Below are 14,901 nucleotides of genomic sequence, written 5' to 3' on the forward strand. Positions count from 1 at the left end.
TCGGCCGGACGTGGGCGGCCCCAATCCGCCTGCCCTGACGGTCAGGAGGACCAGGCGCATGGGTGGAACGGACAGGCGGGCGGTGATCGGCGAGTTCCTCGGGACGCTGCTGCTGGTTCTGCTGGCGGTGGGCGCGGCGGTGCTCGCGGGGGACGCGATCGGAACGGTCGGCATCGCGCTCGCCTTCGGCTTCGTGCTGCTCGCCCTGGCGTACGCGCTCGGACCGATATCCGGCTGCCACGTGAACCCGGCGGTGACGCTCGGCTTCCTGCTGGCCCGCCGGATCGACGGGCGCACCGCGGTGTCGTACTGGATCGCGCAGGTGCTCGGCGGCATCGCCGGCGCGGCGCTCGTCCTGCTGCTGGCCAAGCAGGTGCCGGGGCTGGAGACGCACGGCAAGCTCGGCACCAACGGCTGGGGCGAGCGCTCCCAGGTGCACATCAACGCCGGCGGCGCGTTCCTCACCGAGATCGTCCTCACCTTCCTGCTGGTGTACGTCGTGCTGTCGGTCACCCACCGACTGGCCGCCGTCGGCTTCGACGGCCTGCCGATCGGCATCGCCCTGGCGGTCGTCCACCTGGTCGGCATCCCGCTCACCGGCACCTCGGTCAACCCGGCGCGCAGCCTCGGCCCGGCGCTGTTCGCGGGCGGCGACGCGCTCTCCCAGTTGTGGCTGTTCCTGCTCGCCCCGCTGGTCGGTGGCGCACTGGCGGCGGGCGTCCACCTGCTGACCCACCCGCAGCCGAACCTCCCGGTGGCGGAAGCCCTGGCCACCGACGCGCGGGTGTAGTTCCCGCACAACGGCCGAGCGGCGGCCGGGACCGACACCACGGTCCCGGCCGCCGCTCTGTCGATCGGGCGTCACAAACCGTTATCGGCAGGTGAGTTGACGCTTGTCGGGACGGGGAGCACCGTTCCTTCACGCGGACCGCCGCGACCGATGGGGGGAATCGGAATGACGGACTACGGGCCGACTGTCGCGGGAATCGTGTTCTCCCTCTTCGTCGTGGCGACGGGGGTCGCGGCGGGCATCGGCACCGCCTGGCAGGCCGATCGCGCGCGGCGCACCCTGGCCGAGGGCCTGCTCGCCGAAGCGGTCGTCCTGGTGGTCTTCACCTCCGAAAGCGCCGGCGGCGTGGGCGAAAACCGCAGCACCACCACCACGCGCCACACCATCCTCGGGTTCCGCACGCCGGACGGCAGCGAGGTCCGGGTGGACGAGAGGGACGGCCATCGGCGCGCCGTCGGCGACCGGGTCGCGGTCCGCTACCTGCCGGAGCGCCCGGACCGGGCCGTGGCCGTCGACCGCAGCGCCGTGCAGGACACCTTCGGCATCGTGATGAGCATCCTGCTGACCGTGGGCGGCATCATCGGACTGGTCATCACCCTCGCCCACATGCCGTCCGACCCGCCCACCCCCGGCGTCTGGTCGCCCTGACCTGCCCGGCCCTTCCCCGCGCGCGTCCCACCTGCCATGATCAACTCGTGTGCGGGAGCCGCACCGAGGGGGGACGTCACCATGGGTCGCAGCAAGAAGATCGGCGTCCTGGTCGGCCCGCTCCTCCTCCTTGTCGGAGTCTTCCTCGGCTGGTCGAACATTCAGGCCCGCTGCGACTTCGCCGGCGCACCGCGGGTCCAAGCGACGGTCCTGAGTGCCCACTACAAGCCGGGCGGCACCAATGCCTTCGAGATCATCCTCGGCATACCGGAGCCCGTTCCGGTCGACGACATCCGCACCGCCCCCGACCACCTGATGCCCGGTGACACCGTCACCGCTCTGGTCCGCCCGGGCCACGCGCTGCTTCCCGAACAACTCTCCTGGTCCACGCTCGTTCTCCCGGTCCTCTTCGCCGGGGTCGGCCTCCTCGTCACCGTGGTCGGCGTCCGCGCGATCCGCGCCGACCCGCCGACCGGGCCCACCGACCCGGAAGCCTGGCTCTGACCTGGCCCGATCTCCCGGTCCCGGGACCGGGAGAACACCTCTTGCCGGGTGCGCCGGCCGACCCCTATTGTTCGGCGCACTTGCACCACTGCCGGGGGGACCAATGAACGATGCAGTAGACACTTTCACCACGGTCTTCGGACTGATCACGGGCCTGATGGCCCTGGTCGGCCTGCTGATCTCGGGCCTCGGCGCCAGCGGCGTCGTCTTCGCCCTGCGGCGCTTCCGCCGCCGTGACCGCGTCCGCACCGAGGGACTCGTCGCCGAGGCCGAGGTGCTGGACGCCTACCTGACGCAGGACCGCGTCGCGGACTCGGTCACCATCCGCACCAGCCGCTACGTCATCCTCGGCTTCCGCACCGCCGACGGCCGGGACATCCGCCTCAGGGACACCACCGGCATCCCCCGGATCGTCGGTGACCGCGTCACCGTCCGGTACCTCCCCGCTCACCCCCAGGAGGCCATCCCCGCCGACGCCCCCGGCTCCGGCCGCCACCCCGGACACGTCGTCGTTCTCGCGATCGGCTCGTTCTTCGCCGTGGCCGGCCTGGTATTCGCCGTCGCCGCGATCGGCATGTCCGTCTTCGCCTCGCAGATGCCGACCGACCTGCCCACCCCCACCCCGGGCAGCAACTGGCCGTAGCGATCCGCCCGCGCCCGCCGCGCCGGGCCGTACGGGCTCCCGCCGCGCCGGGCCGTACGGCTCCCGGCGCGGCGGGGACGCGGCTACCGCAGGGCGCGGCGCAGCGAGGCCACCGGGTCGCCGGTGTGGTACGGGCGCTCGCTGGGCTCGATGCCGTCCAGGAACTCCTGGTAGCGCACCGCGAAGTGGAGGTGCATCAGCGGGGCGGCCGGCTTCAGGGCGCGCAGCGGGTCGCTGTCCGGGACGAGGGACTGCCAGGCGGCGGCCCAGCGGTCGCGGACGGTGGCGCCGCGTTCGGGGGAGAGGAACGGGGCCGGGCGCAGGCCGTCGAGGGCCGGGTGGCTCCACACCGCGTCGGAGAAGTCGAGCACCACTGCGCGCCGGCCGTCCCAGCGCCAGTTGCCCGGGTGGCAGTCGCCGTGCACCAGCGTCAACGGGAGCCCGCAGTCCGCGAGTTCGTCGACCAGAGCGGGCAGCCGGTCGCCCAGCGCGAGCGCCCGGTCGTACTCCTCGGCGGTGAGTTCGGGGCGCAGCCGCTCCAGCAGGGCGGGGAACAGCGCGGCCAGCGCCGCAGGTGAACGGTCCGTCAAGCCGCCCGGCCCGTCCTCCGCGACGGCCGCCTGCACGGACGCCCACCGGTCGACCACGCTCAGCATGCCGTCCTCCGGCAGCCCCCAGCAGTCCACGCCCGGCACGTCGTCCATCAGCATCCGGCGGCCGTCCGCCGCCAGCACCCGCGGCACCAGCTCCGGATCCGCCTTCGCGACCCGGGCGATCACCTCGGCCTCGGCCACCGCGAACGGCGGGGTGCTCTTCAGCCAGGCCGCGCCCGTGCCGGTCGGGAAGCGCGACAGCGCCGACAGGTTCCAGCTGCGCAGCTGCTCCACGGGGCCGGTCCGAGGCCGGCCGAGGGCCGCCAACTCGCCGTCCGCCCAGGCCCATTCGGCGGCCAGGCCGTCCGCCGACGCCCACGGCAGCCGCAGCGGCTGCTCGTCGAGGTCTTCGGCGGGGGCGGCCGCCAGCGGCCGGGACGGACGCTCCAGGGCCTGTGCCAGGTACACCACGTCGCCGCTGCTGCCGGTCTCGCCGCCGTTCACGGAGAGCATCCGCAGCAGCGCCACCGGGACCCCGGCCGCCTCCGACGCCGCCTGCACCACCTCGCCGATCTGCGCCCAGTAGGGCGAGGAAGCCGTGAAAGGCCCCACCGCGCCGAGGAGTTCACCCTGCCATGCGATCAGGACGGTCGCCGTCCGCTGTTCAGTGTTCTGCACCCGGGCATTGTCCGGGCGTGATGGCCCGCCCGCCAGCGAATTACCGCCGGCGGGCGGGCCCGGTGGCCGCGGCAGGCCCCTACGCGTCCGTCATCGGCCGTGACAGCGACAGCCCGAAGCGCTCCTCGGAGTCCGTCCACCAGTCGCTCAACCGCAGTCCGGCGGCGAACAGTTCACGCTCCACCCGCTCGCGCCGGAACTTCGCCGACACCTCGGTGTGCAGCTCCTCGCCCTCCTCGAAGTGCACCGCGAGACCCAGTTCCGTGATCTTCACGCTCTGCGACCGCAGCGAGCGCAGCCGCATCTCGATCCACTCCTGCTCGGCGTCCCAGAGCGCGACGTGCGCGAACTGCGCCGGGTCGAAGTCCGCGTCCAGCTCGCGGTTCAGCACCGTCAGCAGGTTCCGGTTGAACTCGGCCGTCACGCCCGCCGCGTCGTCGTACGCGGCGACCAGCACCGCCGGGTCCTTCACCAGGTCCGTTCCCAGCAACAGGGCGTCGCCCGGCAGCAGTTGGGCCCGCAGGCCGGACAGGAACCCGGCCCGCTCGGCCGGCACCAGGTTGCCCAGCGTGCCGCCGAGGAACACCACCAGCCGGGGGCCGCCGCCCTCCTCCGGCAGGCCGAGGCCGGTGGTGAAGTCCGAGAGCACCGCCGAGACTTCGAGCCCCGGGTAATCGGCGATCAGCGACTTCGCCGCCGACTCCAGCGCACTCTCGCTGACGTCGACCGGCACGTACCGCTCCAGCGTGCCGTGCGCGCGCAGCGCGTCCAGCAGCAGCCGGGTCTTCTCCGAGGAGCCCGAGCCGAGCTCGACCAGGGTGCGGGCCCCGGTCGCGGCCGCGATCTCCCCGGCCCGCGCCGTCAGGATCTCCCGCTCCGCCCGGGTCGGGTAGTACTCGGGCAGCCGGGTGATCTCCTCGAACAGCTCGGAGCCACGGGCGTCGTAGAACCACTTCGGCGGCAGCCGTTTCGGTTTCCCGGCCAGGCCGGCGCGGACGTCCGCGCGCAGCGCGTGGTGCAGGTGGTCGGCGGGCAGCAGCCGGGTCAGCCGGTATCCGGTCACAGCGTTGCGTCCTCTCGGCTTCGCGGCCCGGTCGGGGCCGGCGGGGTGAGCGCGCTGCCGGCCGGGTGGGCCACCAGCGGGATGAGCGCGCTGCCGGCCGCGTCGGCCACCAGCAGGGAACGGTCGGGGACTTCGGACCAGCCCGGCCCGTCGTCGAACGGCTCGGAGGCCACCAGCAGCGAGCCGTCCGCGTCCCGGCGCTGGAACAGCGTGTCGCCCCAGGCGGTCGCGGCCAGCGAACTGCCGTCGGTGGCCAGCAGGTTGATCCTGGCATCGGCCAACTCGGACGCGGCCAGGCACACTTCGGCGAGCGCCTTGCCCAACTCGACGCCCGCGCGCAGCCGGTTCAGCACCACCGCCCACAGCAGCGCCGAATCGGTGCGCGCCTCCAGATCCAACAGCTCGGCGGTGGGCAGCAGTTCGGCCAGCGGCTCGAACGCGCCCGGCCAGCCCGGCAGTGCACCGTTGTGGCTGAACAGCCAGCGCCCGGCGGCGAACGGGGCCGCCGCCTGCGGGCCCGGCGCGCAGCCCGGGGTCGCCGAGCGGACGGCGCCGAGTATCGCGTGCGAGCGCACCACCCGGGCCAGGTCCGCGAGATCGCCGTCCGCCCAGATCGGCCCCTCCCGCCGGTAGCGGGCCGGCCGCTCGTCGCCCTCGGCGTACCAGCCCACCCCGTAGCCGTCCACGTTGACGTTGCCGAAGCGCTGCAACCGGGGCGACCAGGACTGCCGCAGCAGGCCGAACGGCGGATCCAGCAGCACCGTGCGCAGCGCCACCGGCCGTCCCAGGTAAGTGAAGTGACGGCACATCAGGCCTCACCCCGGCCCTCGGCGTCGCGGGCGGTGCGGAAGCCGGAGAAGATCTGCCGCCGGATCGGGTAGTCCCAGTTGCGGAAGGTGCCCCGGCAGGCGACCGGCGCGACCGCGAACGAGCCGCCGCGCAGCACCTTGTACTCGGGCCCGAAGAACACCTCCGAGTACTCCCGGTACGGCCACGCCCGGAAGCCCGGGTAGGCGGTGAAATCGCTGGCCGTCCACTCCCACACGTCACCGATCAACTGCCGTGCCCCGTACGGCGATTCGCCCTGCGGGTAGGCGCCGGCCGGGGCCGGGCGCAGGTGGCGCTGGCCGAGGTTGGCGTGCTCCGGGCCGGGCGGGTCGTCGCCCCACGGGAAGCGCCGGGAGCGGCCGGTCACCGGGTCGTGCCGGGCCGCCTTCTCCCACTCCGCCTCGGTCGGCAGCCGCCGCCCCGCCCACCGGGCGTACGCGTCGGCCTCGTACCAACTGACGTGCAGCACCGGCTCGTTCGGCGGAACCGGCTCGACGTGCCCGAAGCGGCGGCGCAGCCACTGCCCGTCCCGCTGGGTCCAGAACAGCGGAGCCGTCAGGTCGGCGGCCATCCGGTGCTCCCAGCCGGCCGGCGTCCACCAGCGCGGGTCGCGGTAGCCGCCGTCGGCGATGAACGCCTGGTAGGCGGCGTTGGTGACCGGCGCGGTGTCCAGCCAGAACGCCGGCAGGTCCACCAGGTGCGCCGGGCGTTCGTTGTCGAGCGCCCACGGCTCGGTGTCGGTGCCCATGGTGAACGGGCCTGCCGGGACGAGCACTTCGGGCGCCAGGGTGTCCTCGGCGGCGGGCGGCGGCGGGGCGTCCAGCACCGCCGGGCCCTTGCGCAGCTGGTGGGTGATCAGCATCGTCTCGTCGTGCTGCTGCTCGTGCTGCGCGATCATCCCGAACGCGAACCCGGCGTCCAGCAGCGGCGCACCCTCCAGCGGCGAGGCGGCCAGCAGGTCCAGCACCCGGCCGCGCACCTCGTACGCGTACGCGCGGGCCTGGTCGGGCGGCAGCAGGGGCAGGCTGGGGCGCTCGGCGCGCGGGTGCTCGAACGCGTCGTACAGCGGGTCGATCTCCGGGTGCATCGGATCGCGGCCGCCGACGTTGCGCAGCAGCCACAGCTCCTCCTGGTTGCCGATGTGCGCCAGGTCCCACACCAGCGGCGACATCAACGGCGAGTGCTGGGCTACGAGTTCGGCGTCCTCGACGGCGCCGGTGAGCAGCCCGGTGCGTTCCCGGGCGGCCAGCAGTTCGGTGGCGATCAGCTCGCGCAGCACGGCGGGGTCGGTGCGGTCGGCGTTCAGCACGGGGTGTCCTCCTGCAGCGCGGGCGCGGCGCCGGTGCGCAGCGCGGCCAACTGGTCGTCGGCGGGGCAGCGGCCCCGGGCCGGATAGCGTTCGGCGAACTCCAGCAGTGCGGGCCGGAGTTGGCCGTCGCGGCGGGCGAGCGCCCGCTCGGCGGCGGAGAAGCAGGCCAGGGCGGCCCGGCGCAGTTCGGCGTCGGCCATGCCGAGCGCGGCGGCGCGCCGCCACAGGCCCGAACGGGGCGCGCGTGAGCCCGCGTGGCCGAGACGTTCCAGCGCGGACCGGGCCTCGTCGGCGGCCTGCGGGTCGTCCATCAGCGCGGACACCAGTGCCAGCGGCACCCGCCAGCCCTCGCCGGGCTGGGCGTCGATCATCCGCAGTTCCAGGTGGCCGCGCGGGCGGACCGGCGGGAACAGGGTGGTGCGGTGGTAGTCCAGGTCGGCCAGCACGGCGCCGCGTTCGCCGCCGCCGCGCAGCCAGTCGCGGAACGTCAGCCCCGCCGGCGCGTCCCACGGCAGGCCCTCCGGGCGTCGCACGCACAGCACCGCGGCGTCCAGCACGTAACGGGTCCACGCCTCGCGCGGGTCGGCCAGCGGGGGCGGGGCCAGCGTGCGGGAGGGGTCCATTCGCGACCAGACCAGCTGCCGGGTCGACTTCCAGCCCGTCGGGCGGCCTTCCAGCAGCGGGGAGTTGGCGAACGCGCCGACCAGCACGGGCCCCAGTTGATGCGCCAGGCGCCAGCGGTCGAGGTGCGTCGCCTCGGTGCCCGCGTCCACGCAGACCTGCACGGAGGCGGTGCCCGTCATCATGATCCGGCCCCACGGGCCGCCGCGGGCGAAGTGGCGTTCCATCGCCCGGTATCGCGGGTGGGTGGCCAGCATCCGGCGCTCGCGGTCCAGCGGATCGGTGCCGGTGCCCGTCAGCCGCAGGCCCTCGGCGGCGAGTGCCGCCCGCAGTACCGTCTGGTCGGTGCTCAGACCCGCCGCGCAGGCGGCCGGGTCGGCGGCGGGCGGGGAGCTGAGCTCGACCTGCCCGCCGGGTTCGTACGTCAGCCGGGAGCCGGCCGGGAACACCGGGCCGTCGGCCGAACCGGGCAGCACCGCCAGCGCGGCCGCCACCCGGGCGGGATCCACCGGGGCGGTCGGACATCGGCCGTCATGGACGAACCACTCCGCCTCCACCCCGACCAGCGCCGGCGGCCCGATCTTGAAGCAGATGGCGCCCAGGTGTCGTTCGGCCGACGCCTCGGTCAACTCCGTCGGCGGGGTCACGCTCTGTGTCGAATCGGCCGGTAGATCGGCCTGTGGTGGGCGTACAACTGTCACCGGACTCACCATCCCTCGGTACGTGACTAGGGCCCGGTTGTTCCTGCTCAGTCTGCCCCGGGGCAAACCTCGACGCCCGTCAGCTCGTAGTCGCGCAGGTCAAGCGGGTGAGAGCGGTGCGGAGCCGGTCCGGCGGCAGGGCGAAATTCAGCCGCAGGCAGCCTGAACCGGCCGGACCGAAGTCAAACCCGCTCGCCAGTTCGACATGACGCTGTGTGAGCAGCTCTTCCCTGGTTCCGAGGCCCGATCCGTCCAGCCAGAGCAGGAACGACGCCTGTGGACGGGCCAGTACCGCGCCGCCCAGCGCCGCCGTCGCCGACTCCCGGGCCGTCACCAACCGTGTCAGCAGCCCCGCCAGCCACTCCTCACCCTCCGCGAGGGCCGCCCGCTGTACCAGCGCGCCCAGCAGGCCGCCCTCCCACAGGCCGAACCCCGCCATCACCTCCGCCAGCCGCGCCCGGAGCGCCGGATCCGGCACCAGCGCGAGACAGCTCGGCACCCCCGACGTGTTGAAGGTCTTGCCGACCGAGTTCAGCGTCACCACGTTCGGCGCGCCGTCCGTCACCGCCACCGCCACCGGGTGCGGCACACCCGCGTCCGGATGTCGTAGATCCCCGTGCACCTCGTCCGACACCAGCAGCCCCGGCGCCGCCGTCCGGGCCAGCGCCAGGATGTCGCCGGCCGGCCAGAGCAGGCCCGTCGGATTGTTCGGACTGCTCAGCAGCACCATGCCGGGGCGGGCGGCGGCGATCCCCCCGAGTGGCAACCGGAAAGCGTTTTCCCGTTGGTCCGGGGCATGGACCAGCGGCACCTCCCGCGCCGGCACCCCCGCCGCCCGGCACGCCCGCGCCAACCCGTTCCACTCCGGCGTCACACACACCGCCGGACCGGACAGCGGACGCGCCGCCTCCAGCAGCAACCGCACCGCCGTACCCGGCCCGAACGGCAGCAGCATCACCCACTCCGGCGGCACCTCCACCCCGTGCCGCCTCCGGTACCAGCGCGCCACCAGGACCCGGTCCGCCTCCTCCGCCACCGGATACCCGAACGCCGGATGCCCCGCCCGCACCCGCAACGCCGCCCCCACCGCCGGCGGCCCCGGCAGATCCATGTCCGCGACCCCCATCGCGATCCGCCCCGCGCCCGCCCGCGCCCACTTCGCACTCCCCGTTCCGTCCCGCGAAAACGCACCGCCCACGACCACTCCCCGCAGCTAGAGAATGAGCATGCAATCACCGAACATGTCGAACTCGTACCCGCCCTTCTCGAGGATCTCCGCATAGGACCGCATCACGAGATCCTTTCCGCCGAACGCCGCCGTGAGCACAATGTGACTGGAACGCGGCCGGTGCAGATTGGTCACCAGCGCATTCACGATCCGGAACTGGAACCCCGGATAGATGTAGAGATCCGTCCACCCCTTCTGCGGCTCGACTCCGGCCCCGTCCCCGGTCTTCAGCGATTCGAGCGTTCGCATCACCGTCGTGCCGACCGCGACAATCCGCCGCCCCTCGGCCATCGCCCGACCGATCTGCTCGGCCGCCTTCTTCCCGACCTCGAAATACTCGGACCGCACCTTGTGGTCCTCGACCTCGTCCGCACTGATATGCCGCACCGCGAGGATCTCGGTCGCGCCCACATGCAGCGTGATGTAGGCGATCTCGACCCCCTTGTCGGAAATGCGCTCCAGCAGCTCCCGCGAGAAATGCAGGCCCGCCGACGGGATCTCCAGCGAACCCGGCGTCCTGGCGTAGACCGAGCGGTACGCCCCGCGCGCCGACTGCCAGTTCGCCGGATCGAGCGGGACGGTCTCGTCGCTGCGCCGCCCGTGCCGATCGAGCGCGGGCACCAGTCGCCCGGCGGGTTCGAATGTCACTTTCCAGAGCCGGTCGGGCTGCGGCCCGACCAGAATACATTTCAGTTCGGGGTCGTCCACGGATGTCAGAGTGAGGCCGGGTTCGAGTTTCTTCCGGGCGTCGATCCTCACGATGTTCGCGCCGTCCGGCTCGTGGCCGTACACGATGACGTCCACTGCCTTGCCGTCGTGCCGGAATGCCAGCGTGTTCGACAGCATGTAGCTGTCGTTCAGCACCAGCAGATCGCCGACCTGGAGGTGATCGAGAATGGAGGGGAATTCGGTGTGCTCGATCGTTCCTCCGGACCGGTCGAGCACCACCATCTTTCCGTTCTCGCGGCTCCGGCCGCGCAGTTCGACGGGGTCGGTCGGCATGTCCTTCGCGTTGTGGTCGAATTCGAATTCCTCGGTCCGCATCGTCCGCCATCCTCTCGGTTCGCATGGCCGGCGACCGGTGGTTCGCCGATATCGACGAGTGGACCCGAGCGGTGTGGCAGCCGCACCTCGTGCCTGCCGTTCGGACCACCCGCATGCTCAGCGGGACGAGTCCGGCACCTTCCGGCGGCGCGCCTCCGCGGCCTCCTGTCGGCGTCCCATCACGTCGAGCGCCTTCGCTCGCACGCCCAGCACGGCGTTGAGCTCCGGGATCAGCGAGGGCCGGGCGGCGACGAGAGAGCGGTAGAGCGCCTCGGCCTCCTGGCGGGCGGGCGCGTCGGCAGCGAGCCGACGGAGGAAATCCACCGCTTCCCGTGCGGCGGCCAGCGCCTCGTCGTGGCGTTGAACGTCCGCCAGCCGCAGGGAGAGGTTGTTCAGCGAGCCCGTGAGGACCACACGCCTCAGGAGGTGAGGCGGCGCTCCAGCGGGGTGCGGAAACGCGGCGTGACCCGGGCGTCGCCGAGCACCGCGCGCAGTTCGGTGGCCCGCGCCGCGATGGCGGCGCCCGCCTCCCGGCCGGCATCCTCCAGGAGCTCGAACACCACCTCGCCGTCCGGCCGTTGGGCCCAGCCGCCGACCACCCGGCCGTTCCACCACACCGTCGGGCCGATGTTGCCCGAGCGGTCGACCAGCTGCGGACGGTGGCCGGAAAGCAGGTACCAGTCGCGGTGCTTCCCGTTCATCGCGGTCGGATCCAGGGCCGGCAGCAACGCCGCCCACGGGCCCGGCTCCGCGACCGGGTCGAGATCGCCGGGAAGCACGAACCCGGTCGCGCCGCCCGCGAGTTCCACCTCGACGGCCGCGCAGCCGGCCAGCGCCGCCCGCACCTCGCGGACACCCCAGCCCGTCCACCACACCAGATCGTCCTCCGTCGCCGGGCCGTACCGCTCCAGCCAGCGCCGCGCCAACTCGCGCTGCGCCTCCGCCCGTTCGGCCGCCGACGGCGCGGCCGGGGCCGGCGGGCCCGGCGCCCAGCGGTGCTGGCTGCTGGTCCAACTGCCCACCGGGCGGCGACGAACCATGCTGCCCTCCATGCCGAGCAGCCGCAGCAGGCGCATCCCGACCGACTGCTCGGCGTGGTACGAGGTGCCCGCACCGTACTCGATCTTCTCCCGCAACTGCGGCACCAGCTCGCCGATTTGACTACCCGTCAGGTCGGTTTCGGCGAGGGTGGAGTGGACGGCGGCCTCCACGCCGGCCGTCCAGTCGGCGTCGCGGCCGGAGGCGGCGAAGTCCTTGAGCAGGCGGGCGCGTTCGCGGGCCACCAGCTTCGCGGTGGTGGAGGTGTACACGGTCGGGGCGAGCGCGGCGGGGATCGCGAACAGCGTGCTGCGCATGCCGTGTTGGCGCAGCACGGTGCCGTCCCGGTAGAGGGCCCGTTCGGTGTCGGCGATGCCGGGCGTGGCGAGCCGGGCCGCGACGGCGAGGAACACCGTGGCGGGATCGGTGGCGTGCACGGCGACCAGGTCGTCCACCACCTGCTCGGCCCGGTCCGCCCGGGCGTCCGGGGCGAGGTGGTGCCGCCGGGCCAGCCGGGCGCGGCGCTGGTCGTCGTCGAACTGCGGTCGGGCGGGCACGCGTTCCTCCTCGGACTCCGGGTCGTCCTCAGCCTGCCACGGTGCGCGGCGACCTCACCTCCGCAACGCGTGCCGTGAAAGTTTCGTGCGGGGTGGACCGGCCTGCTCCCGGGGTGGGGCCGGTGGGGCGGCGAGGTGGTGAAGTGCGCGTCCCTTCACGGGGGTCCGGCCATCGCTGCGGGAGCGCTCCCATGGTTTCTGTGCAACTCCTTGACGACACCAGGAGGCCATGGCTTCATATCGGTTGTTCCCGGGCCGAGTTCGATCCCGTCCGGGCCAAGTATGGGAGCGCTCCCACTAATTGGGGGTGTCTCACGCCGAGTCCGTCCCCCACCCGAAAGGACTCCCGTGACTGTGTCGGCCAACCTGACGTGCCGTCTTCGGACGGCGGCAGCGGCCGCGGTGCTCAGCGCCGCGACCGCACTGCCGATCGCCGCCGCGACCCCCGCCGCCCACGCCGCGGCGACCGCCCGCGTGGACAACCCGTTCGTCGGCGCCGGGGTGTATCTGAACCCCGAGTGGTCCGCCCACGCCGCCGCCGAACCGGGCGGCTCCGCCATCTCCACCCAGCCCACCGCCGTCTGGATGGACCGCATCGCGGCCATCACCGGCGGCAACGGTGTGATGGGCCTGCGCGACCACCTGAACGCCGCCGTGCAGCAGGCCGCGGGCAAGCCGTACGTGTTCCAGGTCGTCATCTACGACCTGCCGGGCCGCGACTGCTCCGCCCTGGCCTCGAACGGCGAACTCGGCCCCACCGAACTGCCGCGCTACAAGAGCGAGTTCATCGACCCGATCGCCGCCATCCTGGCCGACCCGGCCTACGCGAACCTGCGGATCGTCACCACCGTCGAGATCGACTCGCTCCCCAACCTGGTCACCAACGCCGGCGGCACCGCCACCGCCACCCCCGCCTGCGACACCATGAAGGCCAACGGCAACTACGTGAACGGCGTCGGCTACGCGCTCGCCAAGCTCGGCGCCATCCCGAACGTCTACAACTACGTGGACGCCGGCCACCACGGCTGGCTCGGCTGGGACTCCAACCTGCAACCCGCCATCGACGTCATCAAGCAGGCCGCCACCGCGTCCGGCTCGACCGTCAACAACGTCCAGGGCTTCATCACCAACACCGCCAACTACTCGGCGCTGCACGAACCCCACTTCACCGTCGGCGACTCGGTGAACGGCACCTCGGTGCGCCAGTCGAAGTGGGTGGACTGGAACAACTACGTCGACGAGGCGACCTACGCCAAGGCGTTCCGGACCAAGGCGGTCGCGTCCGGCTTCAACGCGAACGTCGGCATGCTGATCGACACCTCGCGCAACGGCTGGGGCGGCAGCAGCCGACCGGCCGGACCGGGCCCGACGACCAGCGTCGACGCGTACGTCGACGGCGGCCGCATCGACCGCCGCTTCCAGACCGGCAACTGGTGCAACCAGTCCGGCGCGGGCCTCGGCGAACGCCCCAAGGCCGCCCCCGAGGACGGCATCGCCGCGTACGTGTGGGTCAAGCCGCCCGGCGAGTCGGACGGCGCGAGCTCGGCGATCCCGAACAACGAGGGCAAGGGCTTCGACCGGATGTGCGACCCCACGTACACCGGCAACCCGCGCAACAACAACAACATGTCGGGCGCGCTGCCGGGCGCCCCGCTGGCCGGCCACTGGTTCTCCGCGCAGTTCCAGGAACTGCTGAAGAACGCCTACCCCGCGCTCGGCCCGTCCACCGGCGACACCACCCCGCCGACCGCCCCCACCGGCCTGGCCGCCACCACCACCGCCGGCAGCGTCTCGCTGACCTGGAACGCCGCCACCGACAACGTCGGCGTCACCGGCTACGACGTTTATCGCGGTGGTGTTCTGATCGGGTCCACCGCCGGCACCTCCTACACCGAAACCGGCCTGACCGCCTCGACCGCGTACTCGTACACCGTCAAGGCGCGCGACGCCGCAGGCAACGTCTCCGCGGCCTCCGCGGCACTCGTCGCCACCACCCAGGCCTCCGGCGGCGGCACCGGCGCCGGCTGCACGGCCAGCTACAAGGTCACCAACGACTGGGGCGCCGGCTTCAACGCCGACGTCACCGTCACCGCCGGCAACGCGGCGATCAAGACCTGGAAGGTCACCTGGAACTTCGGCGGCAACCAGCAGATCACCAACCTGTGGAACGGCCAGCTCGCCCAGTCCGGCCCGGCCGTCACCGTGACCAACCTCGCCTACAACGGCACCGTCGCAGCCGGTGCCAGCACCGCGTTCGGCTTCGGCGCCAACTACTCCGGCAGCAACGCCACACCCACCCTCACCTGCACCGCCACCAGCTGACACCGCCCCGCACCACCCCGCCGCCACCCACCCGCGAACCCTGCGGGCGGGCGGCGGTTCCGGTGCACGGTGGGCTGGGCCGCCGTCGATGCCCTGCGGCCAGCGGTGATCGTGTGCCGGGCCTGCGGCGTGTCGTATACCTGGTCGGACGACGCCGCTTTCCCGCGCCCCGTGCAACTCCGGCGCCGTTCACCCGCAGGTCCTGCCGGCAGGCGGCGGTCTCGTGGCCGGATCGGTCGCCGTCGATGGCCTGCGGTCAGCGGTGATCGCTACGCCTGGTCGGACGATGCCGCTCTCTCGCGCTCCGCGCAGCCCTGGCGTCGTTCACCCGCAG

The 14,901-nt window shown here is 73.0% G+C and carries 14 protein-coding genes; 5 read left to right on the forward strand and 9 right to left on the reverse strand.

Features of this window, described 5'->3' with window-relative positions:
• Window positions 1–58 precede the first annotated feature (58 nt).
• The 4 genes from ACFYST_RS04755 to ACFYST_RS04770 all read left to right on the forward strand — a co-directional run bounded on the left by ACFYST_RS04755 (window position 59) and on the right by ACFYST_RS04770 (window position 2,585).
• A complete protein-coding gene (locus ACFYST_RS04755) occupies window positions 59–790 on the forward strand; it encodes an MIP family channel protein (RefSeq protein WP_387859840.1) in 732 nt (243 codons plus the stop codon).
• 165 nt (window positions 791–955) lie between these two features.
• Window positions 956–1,438, forward strand: coding sequence for a DUF3592 domain-containing protein (locus ACFYST_RS04760; protein WP_387634289.1), 483 nt, complete (start codon window positions 956–958; stop codon window positions 1,436–1,438).
• 81 nt (window positions 1,439–1,519) lie between these two features.
• Window positions 1,520–1,942, forward strand: a complete 423-nt coding sequence (locus ACFYST_RS04765) for a hypothetical protein (RefSeq protein ID WP_387859842.1) — start codon at window positions 1,520–1,522, stop codon at window positions 1,940–1,942.
• Between the two features lie 103 nt (window positions 1,943–2,045).
• On the forward strand, window positions 2,046–2,585 hold the full coding sequence (locus ACFYST_RS04770) for a DUF3592 domain-containing protein (protein WP_387859845.1): 540 nt from the start codon (window positions 2,046–2,048) through the stop codon (window positions 2,583–2,585).
• 83 nt (window positions 2,586–2,668) lie between these two features.
• Here the strand turns inward: ACFYST_RS04770 and ACFYST_RS04775 are convergent, their stop codons facing one another.
• The 9 genes from ACFYST_RS04775 to ACFYST_RS04815 form a co-directional block, all read right to left on the reverse strand.
• A complete protein-coding gene (locus ACFYST_RS04775) occupies window positions 2,669–3,856 on the reverse strand; it encodes an aminoglycoside phosphotransferase family protein (RefSeq protein ID WP_387859848.1) in 1,188 nt (395 codons plus the stop codon).
• A gap of 79 nt (window positions 3,857–3,935) precedes the next feature.
• Window positions 3,936–4,919 carry an L-histidine N(alpha)-methyltransferase gene (gene egtD / locus ACFYST_RS04780; RefSeq protein ID WP_387634277.1) on the reverse strand — a complete coding sequence of 328 codons (984 nt, stop codon included), beginning with the start codon at window positions 4,917–4,919 and terminating at the stop codon, window positions 3,936–3,938.
• Entirely contained in the window at window positions 4,916–5,728 is an 813-nt protein-coding gene (gene egtC, locus ACFYST_RS04785) for an ergothioneine biosynthesis protein EgtC (RefSeq protein ID WP_387859851.1), read from the reverse strand. The genes egtD and egtC overlap by 4 nt, the downstream gene beginning before the upstream one ends.
• The gene (egtB, locus tag ACFYST_RS04790; protein ID WP_387859854.1) at window positions 5,728–7,056 is read right to left on the reverse strand and encodes an ergothioneine biosynthesis protein EgtB; all 1,329 of its coding nucleotides are present in this window, start codon (window positions 7,054–7,056) and stop codon (window positions 5,728–5,730) included. The genes egtC and egtB overlap by 1 nt, the downstream gene beginning before the upstream one ends.
• Window positions 7,050–8,324 carry an ergothioneine biosynthesis glutamate--cysteine ligase EgtA gene (gene egtA, locus ACFYST_RS04795; RefSeq protein ID WP_387634269.1) on the reverse strand — a complete coding sequence of 425 codons (1,275 nt, stop codon included), beginning with the start codon at window positions 8,322–8,324 and terminating at the stop codon, window positions 7,050–7,052. The genes egtB and egtA overlap by 7 nt, the downstream gene beginning before the upstream one ends.
• Window positions 8,325–8,457: 133 nt before the next feature.
• Entirely contained in the window at window positions 8,458–9,489 is a 1,032-nt protein-coding gene (locus tag ACFYST_RS04800; RefSeq protein ID WP_387859855.1) for an aminotransferase class I/II-fold pyridoxal phosphate-dependent enzyme, read from the reverse strand.
• 102 nt (window positions 9,490–9,591) lie between these two features.
• Complete coding sequence (locus ACFYST_RS04805; RefSeq protein WP_387859857.1) at window positions 9,592–10,650, reverse strand: S-adenosylmethionine:tRNA ribosyltransferase-isomerase; 1,059 nt, start codon at window positions 10,648–10,650, stop codon at window positions 9,592–9,594.
• Window positions 10,651–10,767: 117 nt separating this feature from the next.
• Window positions 10,768–11,064 carry a hypothetical protein gene (locus ACFYST_RS04810; RefSeq protein ID WP_387859860.1) on the reverse strand — a complete coding sequence of 99 codons (297 nt, stop codon included), beginning with the start codon at window positions 11,062–11,064 and terminating at the stop codon, window positions 10,768–10,770.
• A 5-nt stretch (window positions 11,065–11,069) separates the two neighbouring features.
• The gene (locus tag ACFYST_RS04815; RefSeq protein WP_387859862.1) at window positions 11,070–12,245 is read right to left on the reverse strand and encodes a winged helix DNA-binding domain-containing protein; all 1,176 of its coding nucleotides are present in this window, start codon (window positions 12,243–12,245) and stop codon (window positions 11,070–11,072) included.
• A 282-nt stretch (window positions 12,246–12,527) separates the two neighbouring features.
• On the opposite strand from ACFYST_RS04815, the gene ACFYST_RS04820 reads away from it, so the two are divergent.
• Complete coding sequence (locus tag ACFYST_RS04820; RefSeq protein ID WP_387859864.1) at window positions 12,528–14,567, forward strand: glycoside hydrolase family 6 protein; 2,040 nt, start codon at window positions 12,528–12,530, stop codon at window positions 14,565–14,567.
• Window positions 14,568–14,901: the final 334 nt, after the last annotated feature.

Source organism: Kitasatospora sp. NPDC004614 (assembly GCF_042873675.1).
Taxonomy (GTDB): Bacteria; Actinomycetota; Actinomycetes; order Streptomycetales; family Streptomycetaceae; genus Kitasatospora.

Bases quoted from the DNA above. Each gene is read 5' to 3' on its own strand.
- ACFYST_RS04800 (WP_387859855.1), bottom strand. From the start codon at position 9,489: ATGGATCTGCCGGGGCCGCCGGCGGTGGGGGCGGCGTTGCGGGTGCGG.
- ACFYST_RS04755 (WP_387859840.1), top strand. From the start codon at position 59: ATGGGTGGAACGGACAGGCGGGCGGTGATCGGCGAGTTCCTCGGGACG.
- ACFYST_RS04805 (WP_387859857.1), bottom strand. From the start codon at position 10,650: ATGCGGACCGAGGAATTCGAATTCGACCACAACGCGAAGGACATGCCG.
- ACFYST_RS04765 (WP_387859842.1), top strand. From the start codon at position 1,520: ATGGGTCGCAGCAAGAAGATCGGCGTCCTGGTCGGCCCGCTCCTCCTC.
- ACFYST_RS04820 (WP_387859864.1), top strand. From the start codon at position 12,528: ATGGGAGCGCTCCCACTAATTGGGGGTGTCTCACGCCGAGTCCGTCCC.
- ACFYST_RS04770 (WP_387859845.1), top strand. From the start codon at position 2,046: ATGAACGATGCAGTAGACACTTTCACCACGGTCTTCGGACTGATCACG.
- ACFYST_RS04760 (WP_387634289.1), top strand. From the start codon at position 956: ATGACGGACTACGGGCCGACTGTCGCGGGAATCGTGTTCTCCCTCTTC.
- egtC (WP_387859851.1), bottom strand. From the start codon at position 5,728: ATGTGCCGTCACTTCACTTACCTGGGACGGCCGGTGGCGCTGCGCACG.